Origin of the sequence: Achromobacter denitrificans NBRC 15125, from assembly GCF_001571365.1 — a bacterium.
Classification (GTDB): Bacteria; Pseudomonadota; Gammaproteobacteria; order Burkholderiales; family Burkholderiaceae_B; genus Achromobacter; species Achromobacter denitrificans.
Genome location: NZ_BCTQ01000016.1, coordinates 14,280 through 40,531, shown reverse-complemented (window position 1 = coordinate 40,531; position 26,252 = coordinate 14,280). Strand labels below are relative to the sequence as shown.

At 70.9% G+C, this 26,252-nt stretch carries 28 protein-coding genes; 19 read left to right on the top strand and 9 right to left on the bottom strand.

The features are described from left to right. Positions 1–85: 85 nt before the first annotated feature. Together ADE01S_RS14955 and curA are read right to left on the bottom strand one after the other, a co-directional pair. On the bottom strand, positions 86–766 hold the full coding sequence (locus ADE01S_RS14955) for a type 1 glutamine amidotransferase domain-containing protein (protein WP_062682497.1): 681 nt from the start codon (positions 764–766) through the stop codon (positions 86–88). Further along, positions 763–1,812, bottom strand: coding sequence for an NADPH-dependent curcumin/dihydrocurcumin reductase (gene curA / locus ADE01S_RS14950; RefSeq protein WP_062682496.1), 1,050 nt, complete (start codon positions 1,810–1,812; stop codon positions 763–765). Before curA ends, ADE01S_RS14955 begins: the two co-directional genes overlap by 4 nt. 165 nt (positions 1,813–1,977) lie before the next feature. On the opposite strand from curA, the gene ADE01S_RS14945 reads away from it, so the two are divergent. The 10 genes from ADE01S_RS14945 to ADE01S_RS14900 all read left to right on the top strand — a co-directional run bounded on the left by ADE01S_RS14945 (position 1,978) and on the right by ADE01S_RS14900 (position 12,093). Then, a complete protein-coding gene (locus ADE01S_RS14945) occupies positions 1,978–2,700 on the top strand; it encodes a TetR/AcrR family transcriptional regulator (RefSeq protein ID WP_062682495.1) in 723 nt (240 codons plus the stop codon). A 2-nt stretch (positions 2,701–2,702) separates the two neighbouring features. Next, positions 2,703–3,674, top strand: a complete 972-nt coding sequence (locus tag ADE01S_RS14940) for an HlyD family secretion protein (protein WP_062682494.1) — start codon at positions 2,703–2,705, stop codon at positions 3,672–3,674. Continuing rightward, positions 3,671–4,633 carry an ABC transporter ATP-binding protein gene (locus tag ADE01S_RS14935; RefSeq protein ID WP_062682493.1) on the top strand — a complete coding sequence of 321 codons (963 nt, stop codon included), beginning with the start codon at positions 3,671–3,673 and terminating at the stop codon, positions 4,631–4,633. The genes ADE01S_RS14940 and ADE01S_RS14935 overlap by 4 nt, the downstream gene beginning before the upstream one ends. Then, entirely contained in the window at positions 4,630–5,775 is a 1,146-nt protein-coding gene (locus tag ADE01S_RS14930; RefSeq protein WP_062682492.1) for an ABC transporter permease, read from the top strand. The genes ADE01S_RS14935 and ADE01S_RS14930 overlap by 4 nt, the downstream gene beginning before the upstream one ends. Before the next feature lie 6 nt (positions 5,776–5,781). Further along, the gene (locus tag ADE01S_RS14925; protein WP_082775808.1) at positions 5,782–7,260 is read left to right on the top strand and encodes an efflux transporter outer membrane subunit; all 1,479 of its coding nucleotides are present in this window, start codon (positions 5,782–5,784) and stop codon (positions 7,258–7,260) included. A gap of 153 nt (positions 7,261–7,413) precedes the next feature. Further along, positions 7,414–8,136, top strand: a complete 723-nt coding sequence (locus tag ADE01S_RS14920) for a response regulator transcription factor (RefSeq protein ID WP_062682491.1) — start codon at positions 7,414–7,416, stop codon at positions 8,134–8,136. An 87-nt stretch (positions 8,137–8,223) separates the two neighbouring features. Then, positions 8,224–8,706 (top strand): YbaK/prolyl-tRNA synthetase associated domain-containing protein, encoded by a 483-nt coding sequence (locus ADE01S_RS14915; protein ID WP_062682490.1) that lies wholly within the window; start codon positions 8,224–8,226, stop codon positions 8,704–8,706. 25 nt (positions 8,707–8,731) lie between these two features. Further along, the gene (locus tag ADE01S_RS14910) at positions 8,732–10,711 is read left to right on the top strand and encodes an FUSC family protein (RefSeq protein ID WP_062682489.1); all 1,980 of its coding nucleotides are present in this window, start codon (positions 8,732–8,734) and stop codon (positions 10,709–10,711) included. Between the two features lie 3 nt (positions 10,712–10,714). Beyond that, positions 10,715–11,530 carry an NRDE family protein gene (locus tag ADE01S_RS14905; protein WP_062682488.1) on the top strand — a complete coding sequence of 272 codons (816 nt, stop codon included), beginning with the start codon at positions 10,715–10,717 and terminating at the stop codon, positions 11,528–11,530. A gap of 128 nt (positions 11,531–11,658) precedes the next feature. After that, on the top strand, positions 11,659–12,093 hold the full coding sequence (locus tag ADE01S_RS14900; protein WP_062682487.1) for a carboxypeptidase-like regulatory domain-containing protein: 435 nt from the start codon (positions 11,659–11,661) through the stop codon (positions 12,091–12,093). A gap of 28 nt (positions 12,094–12,121) precedes the next feature. Here ADE01S_RS14900 and ADE01S_RS14895 read toward each other — a convergent pair whose 3' ends face one another. Continuing rightward, the gene (locus tag ADE01S_RS14895; protein ID WP_062682486.1) at positions 12,122–12,496 is read right to left on the bottom strand and encodes an MAPEG family protein; all 375 of its coding nucleotides are present in this window, start codon (positions 12,494–12,496) and stop codon (positions 12,122–12,124) included. Positions 12,497–12,582: 86 nt separating this feature from the next. On the opposite strand from ADE01S_RS14895, the gene ADE01S_RS14890 reads away from it, so the two are divergent. Continuing rightward, entirely contained in the window at positions 12,583–13,428 is an 846-nt protein-coding gene (locus tag ADE01S_RS14890) for a CPBP family intramembrane glutamic endopeptidase (RefSeq protein ID WP_062682485.1), read from the top strand. A 37-nt stretch (positions 13,429–13,465) separates the two neighbouring features. On the opposite strand, the gene ADE01S_RS14885 is transcribed toward ADE01S_RS14890, so the two are convergent. From ADE01S_RS14885 to ADE01S_RS14870, 4 genes are all read right to left on the bottom strand, one after another. Continuing rightward, a complete protein-coding gene (locus ADE01S_RS14885) occupies positions 13,466–14,521 on the bottom strand; it encodes an alkene reductase (protein WP_062682484.1) in 1,056 nt (351 codons plus the stop codon). Between the two features lie 44 nt (positions 14,522–14,565). Further along, entirely contained in the window at positions 14,566–14,913 is a 348-nt protein-coding gene (locus ADE01S_RS14880; RefSeq protein WP_062682483.1) for an ArsR/SmtB family transcription factor, read from the bottom strand. Between the two features lie 123 nt (positions 14,914–15,036). Next, positions 15,037–16,446: an amidase family protein gene (locus ADE01S_RS14875; protein ID WP_062682605.1), complete on the bottom strand. Its 1,410-nt coding sequence runs from the start codon at positions 16,444–16,446 to the stop codon at positions 15,037–15,039. 26 nt (positions 16,447–16,472) lie between these two features. Continuing rightward, entirely contained in the window at positions 16,473–17,453 is a 981-nt protein-coding gene (locus ADE01S_RS14870; protein ID WP_062682482.1) for a Bug family tripartite tricarboxylate transporter substrate binding protein, read from the bottom strand. 141 nt (positions 17,454–17,594) lie between these two features. On the opposite strand from ADE01S_RS14870, the gene ADE01S_RS14865 reads away from it, so the two are divergent. After that, positions 17,595–18,521: a LysR substrate-binding domain-containing protein gene (locus ADE01S_RS14865; RefSeq protein WP_062682481.1), complete on the top strand. Its 927-nt coding sequence runs from the start codon at positions 17,595–17,597 to the stop codon at positions 18,519–18,521. Here the strand turns inward: ADE01S_RS14865 and ADE01S_RS14860 are convergent. Further along, positions 18,516–19,199 carry a DUF2238 domain-containing protein gene (locus tag ADE01S_RS14860; protein ID WP_062682480.1) on the bottom strand — a complete coding sequence of 228 codons (684 nt, stop codon included), beginning with the start codon at positions 19,197–19,199 and terminating at the stop codon, positions 18,516–18,518. The two genes, ADE01S_RS14865 and ADE01S_RS14860, sit on opposite strands and share 6 nt — an antisense overlap. 2 nt (positions 19,200–19,201) lie before the next feature. After that, on the bottom strand, positions 19,202–19,618 hold the full coding sequence (gene arfB, locus ADE01S_RS14855; protein ID WP_062682479.1) for an alternative ribosome rescue aminoacyl-tRNA hydrolase ArfB: 417 nt from the start codon (positions 19,616–19,618) through the stop codon (positions 19,202–19,204). Between the two features lie 171 nt (positions 19,619–19,789). Here arfB and queE point away from each other — a divergent pair, with 171 nt between their 5' ends. From queE to ADE01S_RS14820, 7 genes are all read left to right on the top strand, one after another. Then, positions 19,790–20,422 (top strand): 7-carboxy-7-deazaguanine synthase, encoded by a 633-nt coding sequence (gene queE / locus ADE01S_RS14850; RefSeq protein ID WP_062682478.1) that lies wholly within the window; start codon positions 19,790–19,792, stop codon positions 20,420–20,422. A 28-nt stretch (positions 20,423–20,450) separates the two neighbouring features. Then, a complete protein-coding gene (gene queD / locus ADE01S_RS14845) occupies positions 20,451–20,894 on the top strand; it encodes a 6-carboxytetrahydropterin synthase QueD (protein ID WP_062682477.1) in 444 nt (147 codons plus the stop codon). Positions 20,895–21,089: 195 nt separating this feature from the next. Then, positions 21,090–21,566, top strand: coding sequence for a MarR family winged helix-turn-helix transcriptional regulator (locus ADE01S_RS14840; protein WP_062682476.1), 477 nt, complete (start codon positions 21,090–21,092; stop codon positions 21,564–21,566). Then, entirely contained in the window at positions 21,563–23,614 is a 2,052-nt protein-coding gene (locus ADE01S_RS14835) for an FUSC family protein (RefSeq protein ID WP_062682475.1), read from the top strand. Before ADE01S_RS14840 ends, ADE01S_RS14835 begins: the two co-directional genes overlap by 4 nt. Further along, positions 23,611–23,823 (top strand): DUF1656 domain-containing protein, encoded by a 213-nt coding sequence (locus ADE01S_RS14830; protein ID WP_025140452.1) that lies wholly within the window; start codon positions 23,611–23,613, stop codon positions 23,821–23,823. The genes ADE01S_RS14835 and ADE01S_RS14830 overlap by 4 nt, the downstream gene beginning before the upstream one ends. 2 nt (positions 23,824–23,825) lie before the next feature. Continuing rightward, positions 23,826–24,740: an efflux RND transporter periplasmic adaptor subunit gene (locus tag ADE01S_RS14825; protein WP_062682474.1), complete on the top strand. Its 915-nt coding sequence runs from the start codon at positions 23,826–23,828 to the stop codon at positions 24,738–24,740. A 48-nt stretch (positions 24,741–24,788) separates the two neighbouring features. After that, positions 24,789–26,219, top strand: coding sequence for an efflux transporter outer membrane subunit (locus tag ADE01S_RS14820; RefSeq protein WP_062682473.1), 1,431 nt, complete (start codon positions 24,789–24,791; stop codon positions 26,217–26,219). The last annotated feature ends 33 nt before the right edge of the window (positions 26,220–26,252 follow it).

Genomic DNA, 26,252 nt, shown 5'->3' with positions numbered 1-26,252 from the left:
CGCAACGCGGCGCACCGCGAGGGACCGGCCCGCGCCCGTCCGAGCCGGCCGCCGCGGGCCGGCCCGCGCCCCGCGGCCTCAGGCCTCAGGCCTTGAGCCGGTCCAGCAGCGCCTGCGCCACGCCCACCGACGACGCCGGATTCTGGCCGGTGATCAGCAGGCCGTCGCCGACCACGAGAGGCTGCCAGTCCGGGCCGCTGGAATACAGCCCGCCGAGTTTCTTCAGCTCGTCCTCGACCAGGAAAGGCACCACGTCGCTCAGCTGCACGGCCGCCTCCTCGGCGTTGGAGAACCCGGTGACCTGCCTGCCCTGCACCAGCGGCTTGCCGTCGGCCGTCTTGGCGTGGCGCAGCACGCCGGGCGCATGGCACACGGCGGCCACCGGCTTGCCGGCCGCCAGCATGGTCTCGATCAGCGAGACCGACTTCGGATCCTCGGCCAGGTCCCACAGCGGGCCATGGCCGCCCGGGTAGAAGACCGCGTCGTAGTCGGCCGCCTGCACTTCGCCCAGCAGACGGGTGGACGCCAGCCGTTGCTGGGCGTCGGCGTCCTGGCGGAAGCGCCGCGTATCGTCCGTCTGGGCGTCGGGATCGTCGCTCTTGGGATCCAGCGGAGGCTGGCCGCCCTTGGGCGAGGCCAGCGTGACCTTGGCGCCGGCATCCACGAAGGCGTAGTACGGCGCGGCGAACTCTTCCAGCCAGAAGCCGGTCTTGCGGCCGGTGTCGCCCAGCGTGTCGTGGGAGGTCAGCACAATCAGGATATTCATAGCGCGCTCCTTTCGTCCGGGCCGACGCGCACGATGCGCTTGCCGGCGTTTTCGCCCCGCAGCAGCCCGATCAGGCCGCGCGGCGCGTTTTCCAGCCCCTCGACCACGTCTTCGCGGTACTTGATGCGGCCGTCCCGGACCAGGACTTCCATCGCCTGGCGGAACTCGCCATACCGGTGCGCGTATTCATTGAAGATGATGAAGCCCTGCACCTTCAGCCGCTTGGTCAGGATCGCGCGCATCAGCAGCCCCAGGCGGTCGGGCCCCTCGGGCTGGCTGGTGGCGTTGTACGCGGCGATCAGGCCGCAGACCGGCACCCGGGCGCGCGGATTCAAGAGCGGCAGCACGGCGTCGAACACGGCGCCGCCGACGTTCTCGAAATACACGTCGATGCCTTGCGGCACCGCCCGGGCCAGGCGGGCCGGCAGGTCGGGCGCCTTGTGGTCCAGGCATTCGTCGAAGCCCAGCTCCTCCACCGCGTAGCGGCATTTGTCCGCGCCCCCGGCGATGCCCACCACCCGGCAGCCGTGGATCTTGGCGATCTGCCCCACCACCGCGCCCACGGCGCCGCTGGCGGCGGCCACCACCACGGTTTCGCCGGCCTTGGGCTGGCCGATGTCCAGCAGGCCCATGTAGCCGGTGAAGCCGGGCATGCCCAGCACGCCCAACGAATAGGAAGGATGCTCGGGATCCGGCCCCAGGTGCAGCAGGCCGGTTCCGTCCGACAGCGCGTAATCCTGCCAGCCGGACTGCGCCAGCACCCAATCGCCCGCCTGGTAGGCGGGGTTGTTGGATGCTTCGACGCGCGCGACCGTGCCGCCCACCATGGGCTCGCCCACCTTGACGGGTTCGGCGTAGGACGGCGCGTCGCTCATGCGCCCGCGCATATAGGGATCCAGCGAGAGATAGACGGTGCGCAGCAGCACCTGGCCCGGCCCCGGCTGCGGCACCTCGCCGGTTTCCAGGCGGAAATCGCTGTCCGCGGGCTCGCCGTGAGGACGGGCGGCAAGCACGATGCGGCGGTTGATGGAAGACGATTGCGACATGAGTTCCAGTCTCCTGCGAAAAGCCGTCCGGGCCTGGCGGGCAGCGCCCGGGCGGCAGGAAGGGGGGATCCGCCCCATTACACCATCGTTGCCCGCGCCCCCGTGGTGTAACCCTGGCGCGTGCCCCCCTTTTAATTAATTAATAATTTAATTAACATACGCCGCATGTGCCCCGTACCGCCTCCCCCTTCCCGCCGGCCCGGCCGGCCGCCGCGCCCCGACAACGCCGCCGTGCGCGGCCAGCTGCTGGACCTCGCCACCGAACTGTTCGCCGCGCGCGGCGTGGCCGCCACCACCATCTCGCACATCGCGCAACGCGCCGGCGTCACGCCGGCGATGGTGCATTACTACTTCAAGAGCCGCGACCAACTCATCGACGCGGTGGTGCTGGAACGGATCGTGCCGGTGATCGGCTTTGTCTGGGCGCCCGTGCCGCTGGAGCAAGACGCCGCGCCCGCCCCGGATCCCGCCGCCGCGGCCCGCGCCTTCATCGCGGAAATCGTCGGCCGACTGGTCCGGTGCGCGGCCGAACGGCCGTGGCTGCCGGCCCTGTGGCTGCACGAAGTGGTCAACGAAGGCGGCCAACTGCGCGAACGCGTGCTGCGCCACTTGCCCTCCGACCGCCTGCAGGCCTTCGCCGGCCTGATCGCCGACAGCCAGCGCCGGGGCGCCATCACCCCCGGCGTGGAGCCGCGCCTGGTATTTCTTTCCATCCTGGGCCTGACCCTGCTGCCCCTGGCCACCTCCGCCCTGTGGCGGCGCGTGTGGCAAGGCGATGCGCGGGCGCAGGCCATCGACACCGAGGCGATCGCGGCCCACGCCATCGCCATGCTCACGGGCGGCCTGTTTTCCCCGCCCGCCCCGCCCTCCGCTCCTTCAGGACGCTGACCATGCGCATCCCTACCGCCCTGCGCCGCCCCCTGCCCGCCGTCCCGGCCCTGGCCCTGCTGCTGCTCGCCGGCTGCGGCAACGACAACGCCGCGTTCTTCCAGGGCTACGCGGAAGGCGAGTACGTCTACGTGGCTTCCTCCGAAGCCGGACGGCTGGCCGAGCTGCCGGTGCGGCGCGGCCAGCAGGTCGAAGCCGGCGCCCCGCTGTTCGCGCTGGAAGCCATACGCGAAACCGCCGCGCGCGACCAGGCCGGCGCGCAATTGGCCGCCGCCGCCGCGCAGTTGGAAGACATCGCCACCGGCAAGCGTCCGGCCGAGGTGGACGTCACCCGAGCGCAGTTGGCCCAGGCCGAGGCGGCCGCGCGGCGGTCGGCCGCGCAACTGCGGCGCGACACCGAGCAGTTCCGCATCGGCGGCATCGCGCGGGCGCAGCTCGACGACAGCCGCGAACAAGCCCAGTCGGACACCGCGCGGGTGCGCGAGCTGAAGGCCCAGCTGGACGTGGCCGCGCTGCCCGGCCGCGACGACCAGCGGCTGGCCCAGGCCGCGCAGGTCGAGGCCGCCCGGGCGGCGCTGGCGCAGGCGGACTGGACCCTGTCGCAGAAGCGCCAGGCCGCGCCCGCCGCGGCGCTGGTGTTCGATACGCTGTACCGCGAGGGCGAATGGGTGCCGGCGGGCAGCCCCGTGGTCAGCCTGCTGCCGCCGGGCAACATCAAGGTGCGCCTGTTCGTGCCCGAGACGGCCCTGGGCAGCCTGAAGATGGGCCAGCAGCTCATGGTGCGCTGCGACAGCTGCGGCGACCCCATCCCCGTGCGCATCGACTACATCTCGACCCAGGCCGAATACACGCCGCCCGTCATCTACAGCCGGGAAAGCCGCAGCAAGCTGGTCTACATGATCCAGGCCCGGCCGACGCCCGAAGCCGCGCCGCGCCTGCATCCCGGGCAACCCCTCGAAGCGGCGCTGCAATGAGCGCGGCCCCCGCTCCCCGGGACGCGGCCGGCGGCTACGTGATCGACGTGCGCGGCCTGACCAAGCGCTTCGGCGACAAGCAGGTCGTCAACGACGTGTCGCTGCAAGTGCGCGAAGGCGAGATCTTCGGCTTCCTGGGCCCCAACGGCAGCGGCAAGACCACCTGCATCCGGCTGATGTGCGGGCTGCTGACGCCCGATTCGGGCAGCGGCACCTGCATGGGCTACGACATCCTGCGCGACAGCGAGCAGATCAAGCGGCACGTCGGCTACATGACGCAGAAGTTCTCGTACTGGGACGACCTGACCATCCGCGAGAACCTGGACTTCGTGGCGCGCATGTACGGCATGCCCCGGCGCCGCGAGACGGTGGACCGGGCCCTGGAGGGGCTGGGCTTGCAGAGCCGCGCGGCGCAGCTGACCGGCTCCCTGTCCGGCGGCTGGAAGCAGCGGCTGGCGCTGGCCGCCTGCCTGCTGCACGAGCCGCGTCTGCTGCTGCTGGACGAGCCCACCGCCGGGGTCGATCCGACCGCGCGCCGCGACTTCTGGGAGCAGCTGCACGAGCTGGCCGCGCGCGGCATCTCGGTCCTGGTCAGCACGCACTACATGGACGAGGCCGAACGCTGCCACAAGCTGGCCTACCTGTCCTACGGGCGGCTGCTCACGCAGGGCACGGCCGACGACGTGATCGCCGAACAGGGGCTGACCACCTGGGCCATCCGCGGCCACAACCTGGTGCCCCTGGCGCAGCGCCTGCGCGGCGCGCCCGGCGTGGACCAGACGGTGGCCTTCGGTTCCGCGCTGCACATCAGCGGCCGCGACGCCGCGCTGCTGGAACGCACCCTGCACGACGCCATCGCCGGGCAGGACCTGAGCCTGGAGCGCATCGACACCAGCCTGGAAGACGTCTTTATCTACCTGATGAACCGCTCCACCGACAACTACGCGAGCCCGCCATGATCCGCCGCCTGCAAGGCTTTTCCTGGTCCCGCTGGTGGAGCATGGTGCTCAAGGAGTTCCTGCAGCTGCGCCGCGACCGCATCACCTTCGGCATGATCGTGGGCATGCCCATCATGCAGCTGGCGCTGTTCGGCTACGCCATCAACACCGATCCCAAGCAGATGCCCACCGCCATCATCGCGGCGGACCACAGTCCTTTCACGCGCAGCTTCGTCGCGGCGATGAAATCGTCGGATTACTTCCACGTCACCGAGGAGCTGGACAACGAAGAGGCCGGACGCGCAGCGCTGGCGCAGGGCCGCGTGCTGTTCGTGCTGACCATTCCGCCGGACTTCAGCCGAAGCCTGCTGCGCGGCGAACGCCCGGCGCTGCTGCTGGAGGCCGACGCGACCGACCCCATGGCCACCGGCCTGGCCATCGGCGCGGCCACCCAGCTGACCCAGGCCGTGGCCGACAAGGACCTGACCGGGCCGCTGGCCGGCCTGGCCGGCGGCCAGCCGCCCTTCGAGGTGCGCGTGCACCGGCTCTACAACGAAGAACAGATCTCGCAGTACAACACCGTGCCGGGCCTGATGGGCGTGATCCTGACGATGACGCTGGTGATGATGACCGGCCTGGCGATGACGCGCGAACGCGAGCGCGGCACGATGGAAAACCTGCTGGCGATGCCGGTGCGGCCCGTCGAGGTGATGACCGGCAAGATCGTGCCCTATATCGCGATCGGCCTGATCCAGGCCAGCATCATCCTGCTGGCCGCCCGGTTCGTCTTCCACGTGCCGTTCCAGGGATCGCTGCTCAGCGTGTACCTGGCCGCGCTGCTGTTCATCGCGGCCAACCTGACGGTGGGCATCACGCTGTCGTCGCTGGCCCGCAACCAGCTGCAGGCCATGCAGCTGACCATGTTCTATTTCCTGCCCAACATCCTGCTGTCGGGATTCATGTTCCCGTTCCTGGGCATGCCCGTCTGGGCGCAATACCTGGGCAACCTGCTGCCGCTGACGCACTTCAACCGGCTGATCCGCGGGATCCTGCTCAAGGGCAACGGCTGGTGGGATCTCTGGCCCAGCATCTGGCCGCTGTTGCTGTTCACCGTGGTCGTCATGACCGCCGCCGTGAAGTTCTACCGCCGCACCCTGGATTGAGCCGCCATGTCCCGCTCCCTGCCTCCGCCCTTCCCCTCCGACCTCGCGCCGCGCGGCCTGGCCGCGCTGGCCCTGAGCCTGCTGCTCGCGGGCTGCGCGGTGGGGCCGGATTTCCGGTCCCCCGCGGCGCCCGCCGTGGACGCCTACGTGGCGCCCGGCGCCGCGCCGGCGGCCGATGCCGGCCAGCAGCTGGCCGCGGGCGCCGACATCCCCGCCCAATGGTGGCGGCTGTTCCAGTCCGAGGCGCTGGACGCCCTGGTGCGCCAGGCGCTGGCGGCCAGCCCGACGCTGGACGAGGCGCGCGCCCGCCTGCGCCAAGCCGCCGAAGACCTGAACGCCGAGACCGGCGGACGCCTGCTGCCCTCCGTGGACGGCAACCTGTCCGTGGCGCGGCAGAAGGTGGACCCTTCGGCCTTCGGCGTGCCGGTGGCGGAACAGCCCGCGCCCTTCACGCTCTACAACGCTTCCATCGACGTGTCCTACACGCTGGACGTGTTCGGCGCCAACCGCCGCGCCCTGGAAGGACTGGGCGCCCAGGTGGATTACCAGCGCCACGAACTGCAGGCCGCGCGCATGTCGCTGGCCGCCAACGTGGTCACCGCCGCGATCCGCCAGGCCGACCTGAGCGAGCGGCGGGACGTCACCCGCGAGCTGCTCGCGGCCCAAATGCGGCAGCGGGACATCATGCGCCAGCGCCTGGACGCCGGCGGCGTGTCGCAGGCCGACCTGAGCAACCAGGAGCTGCTCGTGGCGCAGACGCGGGCCACGCTGCCGCCGCTGGATTACCAGCTGGCGCAGGTCACGCACCAGCTGGCCACCTATCTCGGGCTGCCGCCCGCGGACTTGCGCCAGCCTCCGCTGCGGCTGGCGGACCTGACCCTGCCACCGGACGTGCCCACCGGCGTGCCGTCGGCGCTCACGCGCCAGCGGCCCGACGTGCTGGCCGCCGAGGCGCTGTGGCACCGGGCCTCGGCCGACGTGGGCGTGGCCACCGCCAATCTCTATCCGCAGTTCACGCTGACCGCCAGCTTCGGCTCGCAACGCACCCGCGCCGGCGACCTGTCCAACGGCGTGAACGTCTGGAACCTCGGCCTGGGCCTCGCGCAGCCGCTGTTCCACGGCGGCGAACTGCGCGCCCGGCAGCGCTCCGCGCAAGCCGCGTACGACGCGGCGGCGGCGGCCTACCGCCAGACCGTGCTGGACGGCTTCCGCCAGGTGGCCGACGCCTTGCGCGCCCTGCAGACCGACGGCGAGGCCTATCTCGCGCAGGACGACGCCCGGCGCCGCGCCGACGAAGCCGAGCGGATCGCGCAAGGCCGGTATCGCGCCGGCGGCATCAGCCACTTGAGCCTGCTGGACAGCCAGCGCCAACAGTTGCAGACGCGCCTGGCGCGCGCCGAGGCCGACGCGGCGCGCTACGCCGACACCGCGGCGCTGCTGCAGGCGCTGGGCGGCGGCTGGTGGAACGAAGCAGGCGCCCCTTGAAACGCCGGTCGCGCACCACAACGGTGCGCCCGGCGCCCGCGGCGCGCGCATGTCCGAGAATTCGGGCCGGAAAGTAGTGTTGAGCGAGGTTTAGGAAACCGCTGGATCCGTTGCATCATGCAGAAGCTTATGCTGCACAGATCACAACGATTCATGAATGACCTCCTCGACTTGATCGTCTTCTCGCCCGATGCCGGTCAACGCAAGCGCCGTAGCGGCGCGCTGGCCGGAATGGGCTTCTCGCCGCGCCCCTGCGAAGACTCCAACGGCCTGTTCCGCCTGTTCCAGGCGCGCCGCACCCCCTTGCTGGTGATGGAAGCCGAGCTCTCCGATCTCTGCATGGCCGTGGCCGGCCTGCGAGCCATGGATACCACCGCCGGCATCATCGCCATCTCCAATTTCGATTCCCCCGAAAACCGCATCCTGGGCCTGCATTGCGGTGCCGACGCCTGCTTCCAGGCCGACGTGGGCACGCCCGAGATCGCGGCGGCGCTGCAGGCGCTGGTGCGGCGCGTGCCCGCCGCGGGCCGCCGGCCGTCCGCCGAGCCCGAGCCGCGCCCCCCCGCGGCGCCCTCCGCCGACGCCGCGGGCAAGTGGCAATTCCAGGATGCCGCCTGGACGCTGGTCAGCCCGCAAGGCGCGCGCTTGTCGCTGACCCAGGCCGAACGCGAGTTCCTGCTCAAGCTCACGGCCAGCCCCGACAAGCGCCTGCCGCGCGGCGATTCGCCCGGCCTGGAAGCCCAGGGCGCCCGCGACTCGATGCGCCGCACCGACGTGGTGGTGAGTCGCCTGCGGCGCAAGGCGCAGGACCTGAGCGTGGAACTGCCGATCCGCACCGTGTGGGGCTGGGGCTACGCCTTCACCGGAGACATCTAGGGCCTGCATGGCTCCCGGCCGGCGTATCATGCGGCGTACGGCGTCGACTCCCGGCGCCGGCCCGATCGCCCACCGCCCGCGCCCGACATGGAAGTCTTTGAACGCCTGCAAGCCCTGCTTGCCCAGAACCAGGCCCGCTACCGCCTGATCGAACATCCGGCTGCCGGCCGGTCCGTCGAAGTGGCGGCCATCCGCGGCACCGAGGTCAGCCAGGGCGCCAAGGCGCTGGTGTGCCGGGTCAAGGTGTCGTCCAACCTGCGCAAGAACGTGCTGGCCGTCTTCCCGGCCGACAAGCAGGCCGACCTGGACGCCATCGCCCGCGCGGCCGGCGGCAAGAAGGCGTCGCTGGCGTCGCAGGACCTGGCGCGCGAACTCACCGGCTGCGAGATCGGCGCCATCCCTCCCTTCAGCTTCAATCCGGAACTGCACTTGCTGGTGGATCCCAGCCTCCGGGAACGCCACGGCGAAATCGTGTTCAACGCCGGCCGCCTGGATGCTTCCATCCTCCTCAATACGGAGGATTATTTCCGGTTGGCGGCGCCCGACGAGGCGCCGCTGATCAAGGCCTGAGCCGCCGTGCCGCCATGAGGCCATCGTGTCCCGCCCCTCGATGAGCCGCGGCGCGCGCAGCTCCAACATGCGCTGGCTGATGAGCCTGGCGCACATGGAGCCCTCGCCGGTCAGCCGCTGGGTGGCGCTGCGCGCCGCCCTGGCCATCGGCCTGCCCGCCGCCGCCGGCCTGGCGCTGGACCAGAGCGCGGCGGCCGCCCTGGTATCGCTGGGCGCGCTGCCCGCCATTACCGGCGACAACGGCGGCCCCTACCGCAACCGCGCGCTGTCCATCGGCTCCACCGTGTTCGGCGGCGCGCTGGGCTACTTGCTGGGCAACCTGATCTCCGGCCACGGCCTCTGGACCGCCGGCGCCATGACCGTGCTGGTGCTGGCGGCCAGCCTGGTCGGCACCTTCAACAACATCGCCGCGGTGGCCACGCTGCAATTCGCCGTCTACGTGATCGTGGGCGCGAGCCTCACCTCCACGCTGCCGCCCTGGCTGCCTTCGGTGCTGGTGGGCGCGGGCGGCCTGTTCGGCCTGGCCCTGACCCTGTCGGGCTGGGTGGTCAATCCCATCGCCCCGGAGCGCGCGGCGGTGGCGATGGCCTACCGCAAGCTGGCGGCGATGTTCGCGGCCATCGGCACCTCGCGGACGATGGCCGCCCGGCGCGACATGGAAGCGGCCATGACCACCGCCTACGACACCGTGCTGGCGGCGCGCGGCCGCGCGGCCGGCCCCTCGCCGCGGCTGGCCCGCCTGGCCGCCCAGTTGCAGGCCTGCACGCCGCTGACCAACGCCGCGCTGGCGCTGGCCCGCGCCGGCCGCGTGCTGCCGCCGGACTGCGCGCGCGTGATGAACCGGCTGGCCGACCGGGTCGAGAACGATGCCGTGCCGGATCCGCGCGAGGACATCGCCGCCTTGCAGCGCGCCGGCATGCCGCAGCTGGCCGACGCGCTGACGCAGGTGCAGCAGTTGCTGGACGGCGGCAAGCTGACCGAGGCCGACGCTTTCGCCGGCCTGCCCCCGGCCCGGCCGCGCACGCCCTGGCGGGTGCTGGCGCGCACCTACCGCCCCGGACCGACGACGCTGCGCTACCTGATCCGGCTGGGGCTGTGCCTGATCGCCGCGGAAGTGGTGGCGCACGCGGCGTCGCTGCCGCGTTCCTATTGGGTGCCGCTCATCGTCGTGGTGGTCTTCAAGCCCAACTTCGGCTCGGTCTTCGCGCGGGCGCTGCAAAGCTGCGCGGGCAGCGTGATCGGCGTGGCCATCAGCGCGACGGTGCTGGCGCTGGACCGCAACGGCATCGTCAGCCTGCTCACGGTGGCCGCGCTGGCTTCCTTGCTGCCCTGGTCCATACGGCGCAACTACGGCCTGTTCTCGGCCATCCTGCTGCCCATCCTCATGCTGCTGATCGGCGCCTTGCAGCCCGGCAGCTGGCCGATCGCGCTGGCGCGCCTGATCGACGTGGGCGTGGCCGCGTCCATCGTGCTGCTGGTCGGCTACCTGCCCTGGATCCGGATCGAGCGCAACAACCTCGACAACGCCGTCTCCGCCGCCATGGCGACGCTGGCCGCCTACCTGAACACGGTATTCCAGGCCGACCCCGCCAGCCGGCACGATCTGCGCGCCAGCGCCTACGCGCGCCTGTCCGACCTGCGCGTCGCGCTGCAGCGCGGCCTGTCCGAGCCCCGGCTGGTCAGCCGCCGCGCGCTGGCCTGGTGGCCGGTCGAAGTGGCCCTGGAACGCGTGGCCAACGCAATCTCCGACACCGCCTGGTCCGCGCCCGACGGCCAGGCCCCGCCCACGGCCGCGCAGCTGGGCCAGCTGGCCGCCTGCCTGCACGAGATGAGCGCCGCCGTCGCCCAGGGCGCGCCGATGCCCTCGGCCGCCGTCACTTCGCCCTCGCCCGCGCTGCGCGACGTGGCCGCCCAGATAGAAACCCTGCGCGCGACGCTGGCCGGCCCGGATTTCGCGGCCGCGCCGGGCCGCGCCACCCCCGATCAACCCGCCAACCAGGTCTGAACCATGTGTCTTGCCGTACTGGCCCTGCACGCCCTGCCGGGCATCCCCGTCCTGATCGCCGCCAACCGCGATGAATTCCACGAAAGGCCCACGCTGCCCGCCCAACGATGGCCGGACGCGCCGGGCATCTACGCGGGACGCGATGGCCGCGCCGGCGGCACCTGGATGGGCGCCACCGTCCAGGGCCGCTATGCGCTGGTGACGAACTTCCGCGAACCGGGCAAAGTGCTGGACCCGGCCCCGTCCCGCGGCGCGCTGGTGGAAGACTTTCTGCGCGGCGACGACACGCCCGCCGCCTATCTCGCCCGCGTGCACGAGGCCGGCCAGGCCTACAACGGCTTCAACCTGATCGTGGGCGACACGCGGGAAGCCTGGTATCTCAGCAACCGCGACGGCGGGCCGCGCGCGCTCGCGCCCGGCGTCTACGCCCTGTCCAATCACTTGCTCGACACGCCCTGGCCCAAGCTGGCGCGCACCAAAGCCGCCTTCACGGCCGTCCTGCATGCCGGCCTGCAGCCCGACCTGCCCGCGCTCATGGCCGCCCTGGCCGACCGAGCGCCCGCCGACGACGCCGACCTGCCCGCCACCGGCCTGCCGCTGGATCGCGAAAGGCTATTGAGCAGCCCCTTCATCGTCAGTCCGAACTATGGCACCCGCAGCTCCAGCGTGCTGGCGCTGCGCGACGGCGGCGCCGGACAGCTGGATGAAAGGCGCTTCGCGCCCGACGGCTCGATCAGCGGTGAAAGCCGGCTGACGTTCTCCTGGCGCGCGGCCGGCGGCGGCGATCCCCTCCCCCGGGCCGCGGAAACAATCGGTTGACATCGAAGGCGCCGCGGCGCGAACTCCGGGCGCTGGCGAGGGTCGAATTTCCTGTCACCCCTCAGTGGCGCGGCATATGGCCGCGGCCGGCGCGCAGCGGCGCCGGCCATCCCATCAAGGAGAACCTAATGAACAAGCGTATCGAACGCTGCACCATGGCCGCCGCGATGGCCGTGGGCAGCATGGCCTTCGCCGGCGTCCTGTCGACGGTGCAGGCCGGCCTGCCGGCGGTGCAGCACCAGGGCGCCGTGGAATACGTCAGCGGCGGCATCGGCCTGGACGAGTCCGAGGCCATGAAGGCCGCCGCCAAGGACTACCCGCTGGCCCTGACCTTCGCGGCGCAGCGCGACGGCAACGCGGATTACGTCGCCAACGTCAACGTCTCGATCCAGGACGCGCACGGCAAGCCGGTCCTGCAGACCACGGCCGAAGGCCCCTACATGCTGGTGAAGCTGCCGGCGGGCCGCTACAAGGTCTCGGCCACCTACAATGGCACCGCGCAGGAGCGCGAAGTCTCGGTGCAGAACGGCGCCACCGCGCGCGCCGTGTTCGAATGGAAGTAGCCCGGGCCTCTTTCAGGGGCAACAGGCCCTAGACGCCCGAGAACAGGATGGCGATCACGAAGCCCACGCCGATCGCCCAGACCAGCGAGCGCAGCGCGCCCCAGCCCGCCAGGTACATCGCCAGATAGCCCAGGCGCACGCCCAGCCAGCAGGCCATCAAGGTGGCCACGTGCGCGGCGGGCGCCTGGTTGTAGAGCGCGAACAGCACCGCGCCGTAGAAGAACGGCAGCGCCTCGAAGGTGTTGATCTGCGCCGCGTTCGCGCGGGCGCGCCAGCCTTCCTGTCGCGCCAGCCAGGCGCGCGGATCGTTATTGTCGTATTGCCGGCCTCCGGCCTTGGCGATGAGCGTCGACACGAAAGGCAGCAAGGCCGCCGCCAGCATCAACCACGCGATCGTCTTCATGGTGCGACTCCCAGGTATGCGCCCAGGCACGATACCGCAAGCGGCCGCGCCGCGCTTACACTCATCGCTTTTCGCCGCCGCGCCCCGTGCCCCTGCTCAGCCCCTGGTCCTTCCTGTTCGTAGCCGCCGCCCTGCTCTGGCCGCCCGCGACGCGGCGCTGGGCCCTGGCGCCGCTGGCGGCCGCCTACGGCTGGGCCTGGGCCGACGGCACGCTCGATCCGGCGGCGCTGGCCTGGCCCGCGCTGCTGATCCTGGCGGCGGTGCTGCTGCGAAACGCCACGCCTGCGACACGCGCCGCGGGGCATGCGCTGTTCCTGGCGCTGGCCGCGCTGCTGTTCCTGCATCTGCTGCCGGGTTTTCACAATCTGCGGGTGATAGACCCCGCGCCGCTCAGCCCCGGCGCCGCGCCCTTCGGCATGCACCTGAACCTGGACAAGCCCCTGGTGGCGTTCTGGGTGGTGCTGGCGCTGGCCCCGCCCATGGCCGGCCGGGACCCGCGCGCCACGCTGCGGGCGGCCCTGCTGGCGTGGGCCGCGGCGGCGGCCGTCTGCCTGGGCAGCGCGCTGGCGCTGGGCGTGGTGGACTGGGCGCCCAAATGGCCGGCCGCGGGCCCGATCTGGCTGCTCAATAACGCGCTGCTGGTCACGCTGGCCGAGGAAGCGCTGTTCCGCGGCTATCTGCAAGAGCGCCTGAGCCTCCTGTGGCGCGACCGCGCCTGGGGCGGCCAGGCGGCGCTGGCCGTGGCGGCCCTGGCGTTCGGGCTGGCGCATTACGCCGGCGGCTGGCAATGGATGCTGCTGGCCGGGCTGGCGGGCGCGGCCTATGGCTGGGCCTACCGCCATGGCGGCCTGGCCGCGGCCGTGCTGGCGCACCTGGGCCTGAACGCGGCGCACTTCGCGCTGTTCACCTATCCGATGCGCGCCGCCTTCTGACGCCCGCCGGGCACATGCGGGTCCGGCGCAACCCGCGTCAGGCCGGCAGCGCCGGATAGTCCGTATAACCGCCGGGGCCGGGCGCGTAGAACGTGGCCGGATTGGGCCGGTTCAGCGGCGCCTTGAGCGCGAAGCGCCGCGCCAGGTCGGGGTTGGCGATGTACTGGACGCCGAAAGCCACGGCATCGACCCGGCCCGCCGCGATGGCGGCCTCGGCGGATTCCCGCGTATAGCCTTCATTGCCGATATAGACGCCGCCGAACGCCGCCTTGAGCGCCGGGCCGAGGCTGTCGGCGGCTTCGTGCTCGCGCACGCACAGGAACGCGATGCCGCGCTTGCCCAGTTCGCGGGCCACGTAGCCGAACGTGGCGGCGGGGTCGGAATCGCCCATGCTGTGGATCTCGCCGCGCGGCGACAGATGCACGCCCACCCGGCCCGCGCCCCACACCGATACGCAGGCGTCCACCGCTTCCAGCAGCAGGCGCGCGCGATTCTCCACCGGCCCGCCGTAGGCGTCGGTGCGCAGGTTGGTGCTGTCCTGCAGGAACTGGTCCAGCAGGTAGCCGTTGGCGGCATGCACTTCCACGCCGTCGAACCCGGCTTCCATCGCCATCCGGGCGCCGTGGCGATAGGCCTCGACCACGCCCGGCAACTCGGCGGTTTCCAGCGCCCGCGGCGTCACGTAGGCGCGCTGCGGACGCACGTGGCTGACGTGGCCTTCGGCCGCGATGGCGCTGGGCGCCACGGGCAGCTCGCCGTCCAGGAACATGGGATCGGAAATGCGGCCCACGTGCCACAGCTGCGCCACGATCCGGCCGCCGGCGGCATGCACCGCCGACGTGACCTTGCGCCAGCCCTTGACCTGCTCGGGCGTCCACAGCCCCGGGGTGTCCGCGTAGCCCACGCCTTGCGGCGTCACGGCCGTGGCCTCGGTCAGGATCAGGCCGGCGCCGGCGCGCTGCGTGTAGTACTCGACCATCAGGTCGTTGGGCACGCGGCCCGGGTCGGCGTGCATGCGCGTCAGGGGCGCCATGATGATGCGGTTGGGAAGCGTCAGGTCGCCGACGCGCAGGGGTTCGAATAGCTGGTTCATGCGAAATCCTCGGCCCCGCAGGCGGGGCCCGTGGTAGCGGAGCGCTACATATCCTGGTTGAGTTGCCGCAGAAAGGCGGCGATCACGGGTTCGTTGCGACGGAAAAATATCCACTGCCCCACTTTCGTGGACGTGATCAGGCCCGCGCGCTGCAAGACGGCCAGGTGCGTGGACACGGTGGACTGGGACAGGCCGCAGCGGCTGTCGATGTGGCCCGCGCATACCCCGTGCTCGAAGGTATGGCCCGGGCGCTCCTCGAAGTACGCTTGCGGCGTCTTCAGCCACGCGAGGATGTCGCGCCGCACCGGATTGGCCAGCGCCTTGAGGATGGCGTCGGCGTCGATGCCGGGCGGCGCGGCGGCGGGATCGGGGTTGGAAGTGGGGGCAGTCATATTGATATATCGCAATTTACCGAATCATATATCGGAACTATACGATATATAGTCATGCCCCTGCCGCCTCCAGGGCTATCGGCCTGAAACGGCCGGACCGATCCCCCGGGGAAACGGCTGCGATCAGGCGGGGCAGTGGTCCAGCACGGACCACGCGGCGCGCGCCTCGATCGCCTCGCCCGCGGCGAGGCAGCGGTCTTCCCGGAACCGGCCCGCCACCAGTTGCACGCCCATCGGCACGCCGTCGGCCATCCCCACCGGCACCGACAGGCCCGGCAGGCCGAGGATCGCGGTCGAGACCAGCGGGCTCTGGGCCCGGAGCAAACGCTCCATGGCCTCGTCGCCCTGCTGGTCCAGGTCCACCGGGAACGGGCGCTCGAACGACACCGGCATAAGCAGCACCGGAAAGCGCTCGAAGAACTCGCCCCACTCCCTCAGGATCGTGGTGCGCATCGCCATGGCTTCGACGAAGGCGTCCCTGTCCAGGTCCCGCACCCTCGCCAGCATGCTGCGGTAGGCGCGCTGGATCGCCGGGTCGCCGGCGCGTTCGATCTCGCGCCCCATGGAGCCGGCCGCCTCGTTCATCAGGACGTCGAGCCACAGGCCGGCCGCCTCGCCGAACCGGGGCGGCTCCGCTTCTTCGACGTGGTAGCCGGCGTCCTCCAGCCAGGCGGCGGCTTGCTCCAACGCGGCCGATACCGCGGGGTCGGGCCGGAACGCCGCCGTGCCCCGGAACAGCGCAACGCGCCGGCTTTCGCCGGGCTCGCGCCATTCCAGCGGCGCCGGCACCCACCAGGGATCGCGGCTATCGCCGGGCGACATCGCCGCCAATCCGAGCCTCAGGTCGGCGATCGTCCGGCCCAGCGGGCCCTGGGTCGCGGCCAGCTGCGACACCACCGGCCGCTCCGATCGCTGGCTGGCGTTGTACCCGGGCACTCGCCCTTGCGACGGCCGCAAGCCCGCGACGCCGCAGGCATAGGCCGGGTAGCGGATCGATCCGCCCTGGTCGCTGCCGTGCGCCAGCGGCCCCAGGCCCAATGCGGCGGCAACGGCCGCGCCGCCGCTGGAGCCGCCCGGCGTGCGCGCCGCATCGAACGGATTGAGCGTGCGGCCGTGCAGATCGTTGTCGCTGAACCAGCGCCACGAGAAGGCCGGCACGTTCGTGCGGCCGATCACGATGGCGCCGGCCTTGATCCAGTTGTCGACGGCCGGGTTGTTCTCGCGGGCGATGAGATCCCGGTAGGCGACGACGCCATTGGTGGTGGCCGTTCCGGCCAGGTCGGCGTTGGCCTTGATCGTCACGGGCACGCCGTGGAGGAGGCCCGGCGCGCGGCCGTCGCGGACGGCGGCGTCGGCGGCATCGGCCGCCCGCAAGGCCTGCTCGGCGTAGATTTCCGTGAGCGGGTTGAACACGGGATTGAGCCGCCGGGCCCGCTCCAGGCAGCTCTGCACCGCATCCCGGCTGGAAACCTCCCGGTGCCGGATGGCTTGCGCGAGGTCGAGGGCGCTCCAGCGCCAGAGGTCGTTCGTCATGATGGCTCCCATTGCTGCGTAGGCGGTCAGTCGGCCGAGGCGCCGGAGCGCCGCACCATCGCGCCCCAGCGCGGGATTTCGCTGGCGATGAGGCTGGCGAACTGCTCGGGCGTGGACGGCGTCGCGTCGACCGAGAGCGTCTCGTTGAGCTTCAGGACCGCCGGATCCCGCAAGGCCTTCGCCACCGCGGCGTTGAGCCGGTCGATCACGGGCCTGGGCGTGCCCGCGGGCGCGACGATGCCTCCCCAGGAAACCACTTCGAATCCCCGCACCGCGGACTCATCCACGGTCGGCACGTCCGGCAGCACGGGCACGCGCGCCAGGCTGGTCGCGCCCAGCACCTTGACCTGGCCCGAGCGGATGAAAGGCAACACCCCGGCGACGTTATCGATCATCACGTCGAGCTGCCCGCCGGCGATGTCGCCCACGGCCTGCTGGCCGCTCTTGTAGGGAACGTGCAGCATGACGGTGCCCGTCTCGCTCTTGAGCATCTCGCCGGCCAGGTGGGCGCTGGATCCCACGCCGAGCGAACCCACGCTGACCTTGCCCGGGTGCTTGCGGGCGTATTCGACCAGTTCCTGCACGTTGCCCGCCGGGAAGTCGTTGCGGGCGATGAGCACGAGGGCATTGCTGATGGCCAGGCTGATCGGCGCCAGGCTGCGCTGCGGGTCGTAAGACAGCTTGGAATACATGCTTTTGTTGATCGCCAGCGTCACCAGATTGCCGAAGCCGATGGTGTAGCCGTCCGGCGCGGCGGCGGCCAGCTGCTGGGTGCCGACGATGCCGCCCGCCCCGCCCCGGTTGTCCACGATCACGGGCTGGCCCAGTTCGCGCCCCAGGGCGTCGGCGATCGGGCGCAGCACGACGTCGGGACCGGACCCCGCCACATACGGCACGATCAGCTTGATCGGCCGCTCAGGCCATTCGGCATGGGCCGCGCCGGCGGCGGCGAACAGGGCCAGGCACAGAGCCAAGGCCCGGCGGGCACAACGTGGAAATATCGGCATGACGTTCTCCTGAAGCGCTACACGGAACCAGACTCGGGAATCGCACCTGGCCTTGTCGTCGTGAAGCTTAGAGATCGTGGGCGCTGCATGTAAGGCTATTTATTTGTTAAGGTGACAACCAAAAGTTGTCTCTGGAGCAGTATGAAGGACCATCATCTCCGCGCCTGGCTGAAGGTGGCCGAACTGCGCAGCATCCGGGCCGCGGCACGCAGCCTGCACCTGAGCCAGGCCGCCGTGACGAAGGCCATCAAGGAACTGGAGGCCGAGCTGGAGGCGCCCCTGCTGACCCGCAGCGCCAAGGGCATCGCCCTCACCGAATGCGGCGAACACCTGACGGTGCGCGCGCGGCTGGCCCAGGCGCAGCTGACGCTGGCCCGCCAGGACATCCGCCAGCTGCTCAGTGGCGCGCAGGCGCGGGTGGCCGTGGGCGTGACGCCCATGGTGATGCTGAGCGTGCTGCCCGAAGTGCTGCGCGATTTCCGGCGCAGCATGCCCGCCGCCAAGATCAAGGTTTCGGAAGGCCTGCTGCCCGCCGTGCAGCCCGCGCTGCGCAACGGCACGCTGGATTTCGCCGTGGCGTCGCGCATGGCCGACAGCAGCGGCGACTCCGAGTTCGAGTTCGAAGTCCTGCGTCCGCTGGAATTCATGATCGCCTGCCGCCGCGGCCATCCCCTGGCCGGGGCCACGCGCTGGGAAGATCTGCTGGGCTGTGAATGGCTGCTCAACGCCTCGGCCGGCAGCCACACCGAGGCCTTCCTGCGAGGCCTGCGCGCCAACGGCCTGCAAGCGCCGGACCGCGTGATCGACTGCGACACGTTCGGCGTGATGTGGAACCTGATGACGCGAAGCGACGCGCTCATCCTCTGCCCCGCCGGCATGCTGGATGTGCAGCCGTACGGCGACGAAGCGAGCCGGGTCCGGCCGGAGGTGCCCATGCCGGTGGCGGGCATCGGCATCATGACGCTTCGCGGCACCCCGCTGTCGCTGGCCGCCGCGACCATGGCCGGCCTGTTCCGGCGCCGCATGGCCCAGGCGGCGGACCCGCCCCCGCGGCGGCCCGCGCTATGACTGCGGCGGACGCCGGGGCTTGAGGCTGTCGGCCCAATCGCGCGCCAGGTCCCGCCGGGCGCGCCAATTGACCAGCGCCGTAACGGCCATGGCGATGACCGCGCCGGCGGCCGCCAGCGCCATGTCTTTCTGCGCGTCCCAGATATCGCCCTGCGTGCCCAGGTAGGCCGCGCCCAAGTCGCCGCCCACGGTGGCCGCGGCGCCCCATTCCAGCAGCTCGTAGAGCGCCGAGGTCGACAGGGTGACGTCCATGGGCAGGAAGTACGCCCAGAAGCCGCGCACCTCGACCACGCGCAGGAAAATCTCGCGGATGGGATAGGCCAGCAGCAGCCCGTAGGAAAAATGCACCACGCGATCGAAGTTGTTGCGTTCCCAGCCTACCATGGCGTTGAAGCCATGGCCCGTCAGGGCCCGCCACCACTCGTCGTAGGGCACCAGCGAGTACGTGTAGTGCGCGCCGATGGCGTGCAGGCAAAGGTACAGGAAGATCAGCGTGTAGGACACGCGCGAAAACACGAACCAGCGGCGCGTGATCAGCAGCGCCGCGCCGAAGGCCAGCACCAGCGCGTTCTCCAGCGCCCAGTCCGCGCGGTCGTGCGGCGCGATGGCCAGCGCCACCCAGACCACGGCGAACAGCAGGCCCAACGTGTACAGGTAACGCCGCCGCGCGTCGGCCACGGTCAGTCTCCTTCGACCCGGCCGCGCAGGCGCTTGATTTCGCCGTGCCGCACCTTGCGCTGGACGCGCCGGCGCTGCGAGGCCCGCGTCGGCCGCGTGGCCTGGCGCGGCTTGTCGGGCCGCGCCACCGACCGCACCATGGCGAGCAGGCGCTCGATGGCCTCGGCGCGGTTCTTCTCCTGGCTGCGGAACGATTGCGACTTGATGACGATGACCCCGTCCTTCGAGACGCGGTGGTCGCTCAGGGCGCACAGCGCGTCCTGGATCTCGGGCGGCAGGCTGGACGCCTTCACGTCGAACCGCAGGTGCACGGCGCTGGACACCTTGTTGACGTTCTGGCCGCCCGCGCCCTGGGCGCGGATCATGGTGAACGTCAGTTCGCGTTCATCCAGGTAGAGGGAATCTTGGACGTGAAACATAGGGCGGAAGTATAGAGGGAGCCGAGCCTGGCGCGCCGTCGCCGCGGCGCGCTGTCGGGCGGCCGGCCGCCGGTTACCCGATGGCGCTATCGCCCGATGCCCCGCGCCAAGTAAAATAGCGCGCTTTGCCCGATTTTTCCGGCGTCCGCCCTCCGGCCGCCAGCACTACCCATGACCTATTCCGCCAAAGAAATCTTCAAGACGCTGCAGGGCGAAGGCGCCCATGCCGGCCGCGCGGCGGTATTCTGCCGGTTCGCCGGCTGCAACCTCTGGACGGGCCGCGAAAGCGACCGCGCCAGCGCCGCCTGTACCTTCTGCGACACCGACTTCGTCGGCACCGATGGCGAGGGCGGCGGCAAGTTCGCCACGCCCGAGCTGCTGGCCGACGCCATCGCCGCATGCTGGGGCCCCGGCGCCGACGACCGCTACGTGGTCTTCACCGGCGGCGAACCCCTGCTGCAGCTGGACGCGCCCCTGCTCACGGCCATCCACGCCCGCGGCTTCACCGTGGCCATCGAAACCAACGGCACCATCAAGCCGCCCGCCGGCATCGACTGGATCTGCGTCAGCCCCAAGGGCACCGCGCCCGTCGTGCTGGAACGCGGCGACGAGCTCAAGCTCGTCTACCCGCAGGCCAACGCGCTGCCGGAGGCGTTCGCCCACCTGGACTTCGACCACTTCTTCCTGCAACCCATGGACGGCCCCGCGCGCGCGGCCAATACCGAGCAGGCCGTCCAGTACTGCATGCAGCACCCGCAATGGCGGCTCAGCCTGCAAACCCACAAATACATAGGCATTCCATGATTCACCCCCGCCCCCTGCGGAGCGCGCCATGATTTCCGTGACCCGCAGGCTGGAGTTCGACGCCGGCCACCGCATTCCCGACCACCGCAGCCAGTGCCGCAACCTGCACGGCCACCGCTACGTGCTGGAAATCACCCTGACCGGCGACGTGGTGCAGGCGCCCGGCGAGTCCGACAACGGCATGTTGATGGACTTCTCCGAGATCAAGCAGATCGCCAAGACGCACATCGTCGACGTCTGGGACCACGCCTTCCTGGTCTACGAGGGCGACGCCGCCGTGCGCGCCTTCCTGGACACGCTGCCCGACCACAAGACCGTGGTGCTGGACCGCATCCCCACGGCGGAAAACCTGGCGGCCATCGTCTTCGACACCCTCGCGCCCCACTATCACGGCCACTATGGCGCCGAACTGCGCCTGACCCGCGTGCGCCTGTACGAAACGCCCAACTGCTGGGCTGACTGCAACGGCTGACCGCGGCCGGCTCCGTCCCCGGAGCCGCCCCGGACGCCACGCGCGCGGCCCCGCCCGGCGCGCGCCCCCCTTCTTCCGCCCCCGGTTTTCCATCCATGGAAAGGCCGTTCCCTATTTTCCCGATTGAGAGAATCTATGGAGATATTCGCCATTTTCAATTAATAGTAAGCTAATAGATAGGATACAATCTATTCCATGAATACTCCTTCCGACTCCCGTCTCATGGCCACCACCGCCAACCTGATGGTCCTGTCGCGCGCCTATCGCGGCGCCGCCGACAAGGCGCTGGCCGACTACGGCCTTTCCCAGGCCACGGCCTGGCCCGTCATCCTGGCCGGCCGCCTCGGAGACGGCGTCCGCCAGGGCGCGCTGGCCGAAGCCCTGGGCGTCGAGGGCCCCTCCCTCGTCCGGGTGCTGGACCAGCTGGTCGCCGCCGGCCTGATGGAACGCCGCGAGGATCCGCACGACCGCCGCGCCAAGACCCTGCACCTGACCGAGGCCGGCCACGCGCTGCGCGCGCAGGTCGAGGAAGTGCTGGTGGAACTGCGCCGCCGCCTGTTCCGGGGCGTGAGCGAAGCGGACCTGGAAGCCTGCCTGCGCGTCTTCGAAAGCCTGAAGGTATCGCTGGGCCGCAGCGGCGCCGGCGCGCAGCAACCGGACGAACAACCGTGAAGCTGCCGAACGTCCGCGAAACCATCTTCTCGCTCAAGAGCTACCTGAGCGCCATCATGGCGCTCTACCTGGCTTACAGCATCGGGTTGCCGCGTCCGTTCTGGGCCATGACCACCGCCTACGTCGTGGCCCAACCCTGGTCGGGCGCGGTGCGCTCCAAGGCGCTGTACCGCCTGACCGGCACCTTCTTCGGCTCGGCCGCCACCGTCTACATGGTGCCGCGACTGTCGAATTCCCCTGTCGTCATGACCGCCGCGATGGTGCTGTGGGTGGGCGCCTGCCTGTACCTGTCCGTGCTGGACCGCACGCCGCGTTCCTACCTGTTCATGCTGGCCGGCTACACCGCCGCGATGATCGGGTTTCCCAGCGTCACCGACCCCTCCCTGGTGTTCGACACCGCGCTCGCCCGCGTCGAGGAGATCAGCCTGGGCATCGTCTGCGCCACGCTGATCCACAGCATCGTGCTGCCGCGCGGCCTGGCGCCCGCCCTCACCCTGCAGCTGGACAAGGCGGTGCGCGACGCCCGCAACTGGATGCACGACACGCTCAGCGGCCAGACCGCCGAACAGAAAGACCGCGACCGCCGCGTGCTGGCCAACGACATCACGCAGCTGCGCCTGCTGTCCACGCACGTGCCCTTCGACACTAGCAACCTGCGCTGGACCTCGGGCGCGGTGCGCGCCATGCAGGACCAGATCGCCGCCCTGACGCCCGCCGTCTCCGCCGTGGAAGACCGCATGCGCGCCCTGCAGGCCGACGGCCAGGCGCTGCCCGAGCCGGTATCGGCGCTGCTGAACGACATCTCCGAATGGATCAACGCGGGCGCCCAGGCCACGCACGAAACCGCCGTGCGCCTGCGCGCCGCGGTGTCCCGGCTCACGCCTTCCATCGACAGCCGTTCCACCTGGCGCGACGCCCTGCTGGCCAGCCTGATGACGCGCCTGCGCGAGCTCATCGACACCTACGACGAATGCCTGGCCCTGCGCCGCGAAATCCGCGCCGGGCTGCAGGGCGCGCCGCTGCGCTCGCCGCGCGCCAAGCGCGGCCCGAAGACGGTGCTGCACCGCGACCGCGGCATGGCGCTCTTGTCGGCGCTGGCCGCCGGCGTGGCCATTTCGGTCTGCTGCGCCTTCTGGATCGGCACGGCCTGGAGCAACGGCGCCACCGCCGCGCTCATGGCCGCCATCTTCAGCTGCTTTTTCGCGTCGCAGGACAACCCCGTCCCCGGCATCATGCAGTTCCTGACCTACACGGTCTATTCCATCCCGCTGTCGGCGCTGTACCTGCTGGGCATCATGCCCGCGATCCATTCGTTCGAGATGCTGGCCCTGGCGATGCTGCCCACGGCCTTCGTGCTGGGCATCTTCATCGCCCGGCCCGCCACCGCCGGCAAGGCCATGGCCATGCTGTTCGGCTTCCTGGGCACGATGGCGCTGCAAGACACCAACACCGCCGACATCGTCTCCTTCATCGACACGCAGGTCGCGCAGTGCATGGGCGTGGCCACGGCCGCCATCATCGCCGCCATCTTCCGCACCGTCAGCGCCGACTGGAGCGCGCGCCGCATCCAGGCCGCGAACTGGAAGGAACTGGAAACGCTGGCGAGCTCGCCGCGCGCGCCGTCGCGCCATACCTATGCCGCCCGCATGCTGGACCGCATCGGCCTGCTGCAGCCGCGCCTGGCGCTGGCCGAGCGCCCCGACGACGTGGTGGCGGCCGACGCGCTGAAAGACCTGCGCGTGGGCCGCGACATCACCGAACTGCAACGCGCGCGCCGCCACCTGCCCATGGCCGAGGCCACCATCGAACCGGTGCTCGACAGCCTGGCCGGCTTCTTCCGCGCCCGCTCCGCCTGGCGCAGCGGCGATAAAACGCCCGAGTTCCTCGCGCAGATCGACCGCGCGCTGTCCAGCGTCGCCGCCACGCCGCAAGGCGCCGCCGCGCGCGACCGCGCCGTGGTCGCCCTGGTGGGCATCCGCCGCGCCTTCTTCCCCGACGCGCCCGACTACCAACCCGCCCACCCCACGCTGGAGGGCCTGACACCATGATCGGCGAATTCAATCTCTACGGCATCTACTTCCCCTGGCTGCTGGTGCTGGGCGTGGTCACCCTGGGCGTGGCCTGGGCGGTGCGCCGCGTGCTGGCCCGCGCCGGGCTGTACCGCCTGGTCTGGCACCCCGCGCTGTTCGATCTCGCGCTGTTCGTGGTGCTGCTGTATGGCGTCTCTCTCATTTCCCCGTATTTTCTCCAGAGATAGGTATGAAACTCCCCAATGCCCTGCGCCCCGCCGCCCTCGGCAAATTCGCGGTGACGGCCGTCGTCGTCGCCGCGGCCGCCTACGCCGGCTGGCAGCTCTGGGACCACTATGAAGTCGAACCCTGGACCCGCGACGGCCGAGTCAAGGCCTACGTGGTGCAGGTGGCGCCCGACGTCTCCGGCCTGGTGACCAGCGTGCCCGTGCACGACAACCAGGACGTGAAGGCCGGCGACGTGCTGTTCGAAATCGACCGCGCCCGCTTCCAGCTCGCCTTCGACCAGGCCCAGGCCTCGGTGCGTTCCCAACAGGTGGCGCGCGACCAGGCGCTGCGCGACGCCAAGCGCAACCGCTCGCTGGGCCAGTTGGTGGCGGCCGAAGCGCTGGAGCAGAGCCAGACCCGCCTGCAACAGACCGAAGCCGCGCTGGCGCAGGCCGAAGTGCAGTTGAACACCGCGCGCCTGAACCTCGAACGCAGCCGCGTGCTCGCCGTGAACGACGGCCGCATCACCAACCTGGACCTGCGCGCGGGCTCCTACGCCACCGCCGGCCGCGGCGTGATGGCGTTGGTCGACGCAGGCTCCTTCTACGTGGAAGGCTACTTCGAGGAAACCAAGCTGCCCGGCATCCACGAAGGCGATCCCGTCACGGTGACGCTGATGGGCGACTCGCGCCGCATCCGCGGCCACGTCGAGAGCATCGCCATGGGCATCGCCGACCGCGACCGCAGCACCGGCGCCAACCTGCTGCCCAACGTGAACCCCACCTTCAACTGGGTCCGGCTCGCGCAGCGCATCCCGGTGCGCGTGCGGATCGACGACGTCCCCGAAGGGGTGCGCCTGGTGGCCGGCCAGACCGCCACCGTCTCGGTCGACCCCCAACCCGCCCAGGCGTCGGCCGGCGCGCGCCTGCCGTCCTGATTCTTTCCCGCCCCCAACCCTTACCCCGAACGACTAGCCGTAATTGCCATGAACACCAGAAACCTCCTGCCGCTGATGCTGGCCCTCGCGCTGGCCGGATGCACCACCGTCGGCCCTGACTACCTGGTGCCCACGGACGCGGTGGCCGAGCGACAGAGCGCGCAGGCGCCTTTCGCGCAAGCCCGCGAGCAGGTGTTCCGGCAAGAGGCGGTGCCCGGCCACTGGTGGCGCCTATACCAGGATCCCGCGCTGGACGGGCTGGTGGAAAAGGCCCTCGCCGCCAACACCGACCTGCGCGTGGCCAGCGCCAACCTCGAACGCGCGCAGGCCGCCCTGCGCGAAACGCAGGCGCAGCAACAGCCCGGCATCGGCGTCAACGCCTCGCCCACCTTCGGCCACGCCTCGGGCCTGCAGGAACTGCAGCCGGGCATCGACCCGCCCAACCGCTGGTCGTACTCGGCGGGCGCCAGCGTGTCCTACCAGCTGGACCTCTTCGGCCAGATCCGCCGCGCCGTCGAAGCCTCCACCGGCGACGTCCAGGCCGCGCAGGCGGCCTACGACGCCACCCGCGTCACCGTGGCCGCCGAGACGGCCCGCGCCTACGCCAACATCTGCTCGGCCGGCATGCAGCTGGCCTCCGCCCGGCATTCCGTGCAAGTGCAGAAGGAATCGCTGGATGCCGTGGCTCGGCTACAGCGCGCCGGCCGCGGCACGACGCTCGACGTCACCCGCGCCCGCAGCCAGCTGGAACAATTGCAGGCCAACCTGCCGCCGTTCGAGGCCCAGCAGCGCACCGCGCTGTACCGCCTCGCGGCGCTCACCGGCCAGACGCCGGCCGAAGTCACGCCCGCGCTGCTGCAATGCGCCGCGCCGCCCCAACTGGCCGAGACTATCCCGGTCGGAGACGGCGCCGCCCTGCTGCGCCGCCGCCCGGACATCCGCCAGGCAGAACGCACCCTGGCCGCGGCCACCGCGCGCATCGGCGTGGCCACCGCGGACCTTTATCCGAAGATCACGCTGGGCCTGTCGGCCGCGTCGGGCGGCCCCGCCACGATGTTCGGAGACCGCGGCACCTTCAGCTGGAGCGTCGGCCCGCTGATCTCCTGGACCATCCCCAACACCGGCGCCGCGCAGGCCCGCATCGCGCAGGCGCAGGCCAATACCAAGGCCGCTGCGGCGCGGTTCGACGCGACCGTGCTGAACGCCCTGCGGGAAACGGAAAGCGCGCTGGTGGTCTATGCCCGCCAACTGGACCGCGACGCCGCCCTGCGCGCCGCCCGCGACCAGAGCGCCGAAGCCGCCTCCCAGGCCACCCAGCTCTTTCGTTACGGCAAGACCGACTACCTGACCGTGCTGGACGCCCAACGCACCCTGGCCACCAACGAAAGCGCGCTGGCGGCCTCCCAGGCCGAGCTCAGCAACGACCAGATCGCGCTGTTCCTGGCGCTGGGCGGGGGGTGGGAAAACGGCGGCGATTGAACCGCCCCTCCCAGACAACTGAGGAAAACCCCG

Bases quoted from the DNA above. Each gene is read 5' to 3' on its own strand.
- ADE01S_RS14955 (WP_062682497.1), bottom strand. From the start codon at position 766: ATGAATATCCTGATTGTGCTGACCTCCCACGACACGCTGGGCGACACC.
- curA (WP_062682496.1), bottom strand. From the start codon at position 1,812: ATGTCGCAATCGTCTTCCATCAACCGCCGCATCGTGCTTGCCGCCCGT.
- ADE01S_RS14945 (WP_062682495.1), top strand. From the start codon at position 1,978: ATGTGCCCCGTACCGCCTCCCCCTTCCCGCCGGCCCGGCCGGCCGCCG.
- ADE01S_RS14940 (WP_062682494.1), top strand. From the start codon at position 2,703: ATGCGCATCCCTACCGCCCTGCGCCGCCCCCTGCCCGCCGTCCCGGCC.
- ADE01S_RS14935 (WP_062682493.1), top strand. From the start codon at position 3,671: ATGAGCGCGGCCCCCGCTCCCCGGGACGCGGCCGGCGGCTACGTGATC.
- ADE01S_RS14930 (WP_062682492.1), top strand. From the start codon at position 4,630: ATGATCCGCCGCCTGCAAGGCTTTTCCTGGTCCCGCTGGTGGAGCATG.
- ADE01S_RS14925 (WP_082775808.1), top strand. From the start codon at position 5,782: ATGTCCCGCTCCCTGCCTCCGCCCTTCCCCTCCGACCTCGCGCCGCGC.
- ADE01S_RS14920 (WP_062682491.1), top strand. From the start codon at position 7,414: ATGAATGACCTCCTCGACTTGATCGTCTTCTCGCCCGATGCCGGTCAA.
- ADE01S_RS14915 (WP_062682490.1), top strand. From the start codon at position 8,224: ATGGAAGTCTTTGAACGCCTGCAAGCCCTGCTTGCCCAGAACCAGGCC.
- ADE01S_RS14905 (WP_062682488.1), top strand. From the start codon at position 10,715: ATGTGTCTTGCCGTACTGGCCCTGCACGCCCTGCCGGGCATCCCCGTC.
- ADE01S_RS14900 (WP_062682487.1), top strand. From the start codon at position 11,659: ATGAACAAGCGTATCGAACGCTGCACCATGGCCGCCGCGATGGCCGTG.
- ADE01S_RS14895 (WP_062682486.1), bottom strand. From the start codon at position 12,496: ATGAAGACGATCGCGTGGTTGATGCTGGCGGCGGCCTTGCTGCCTTTC.
- ADE01S_RS14885 (WP_062682484.1), bottom strand. From the start codon at position 14,521: ATGAACCAGCTATTCGAACCCCTGCGCGTCGGCGACCTGACGCTTCCC.
- ADE01S_RS14880 (WP_062682483.1), bottom strand. From the start codon at position 14,913: ATGACTGCCCCCACTTCCAACCCCGATCCCGCCGCCGCGCCGCCCGGC.
- ADE01S_RS14875 (WP_062682605.1), bottom strand. From the start codon at position 16,446: ATGACGAACGACCTCTGGCGCTGGAGCGCCCTCGACCTCGCGCAAGCC.
- ADE01S_RS14870 (WP_062682482.1), bottom strand. From the start codon at position 17,453: ATGCCGATATTTCCACGTTGTGCCCGCCGGGCCTTGGCTCTGTGCCTG.
- ADE01S_RS14865 (WP_062682481.1), top strand. From the start codon at position 17,595: ATGAAGGACCATCATCTCCGCGCCTGGCTGAAGGTGGCCGAACTGCGC.
- arfB (WP_062682479.1), bottom strand. From the start codon at position 19,618: ATGTTTCACGTCCAAGATTCCCTCTACCTGGATGAACGCGAACTGACG.
- queE (WP_062682478.1), top strand. From the start codon at position 19,790: ATGACCTATTCCGCCAAAGAAATCTTCAAGACGCTGCAGGGCGAAGGC.
- queD (WP_062682477.1), top strand. From the start codon at position 20,451: ATGATTTCCGTGACCCGCAGGCTGGAGTTCGACGCCGGCCACCGCATT.
- ADE01S_RS14840 (WP_062682476.1), top strand. From the start codon at position 21,090: ATGAATACTCCTTCCGACTCCCGTCTCATGGCCACCACCGCCAACCTG.
- ADE01S_RS14830 (WP_025140452.1), top strand. From the start codon at position 23,611: ATGATCGGCGAATTCAATCTCTACGGCATCTACTTCCCCTGGCTGCTG.
- ADE01S_RS14825 (WP_062682474.1), top strand. From the start codon at position 23,826: ATGAAACTCCCCAATGCCCTGCGCCCCGCCGCCCTCGGCAAATTCGCG.
- ADE01S_RS14820 (WP_062682473.1), top strand. From the start codon at position 24,789: ATGAACACCAGAAACCTCCTGCCGCTGATGCTGGCCCTCGCGCTGGCC.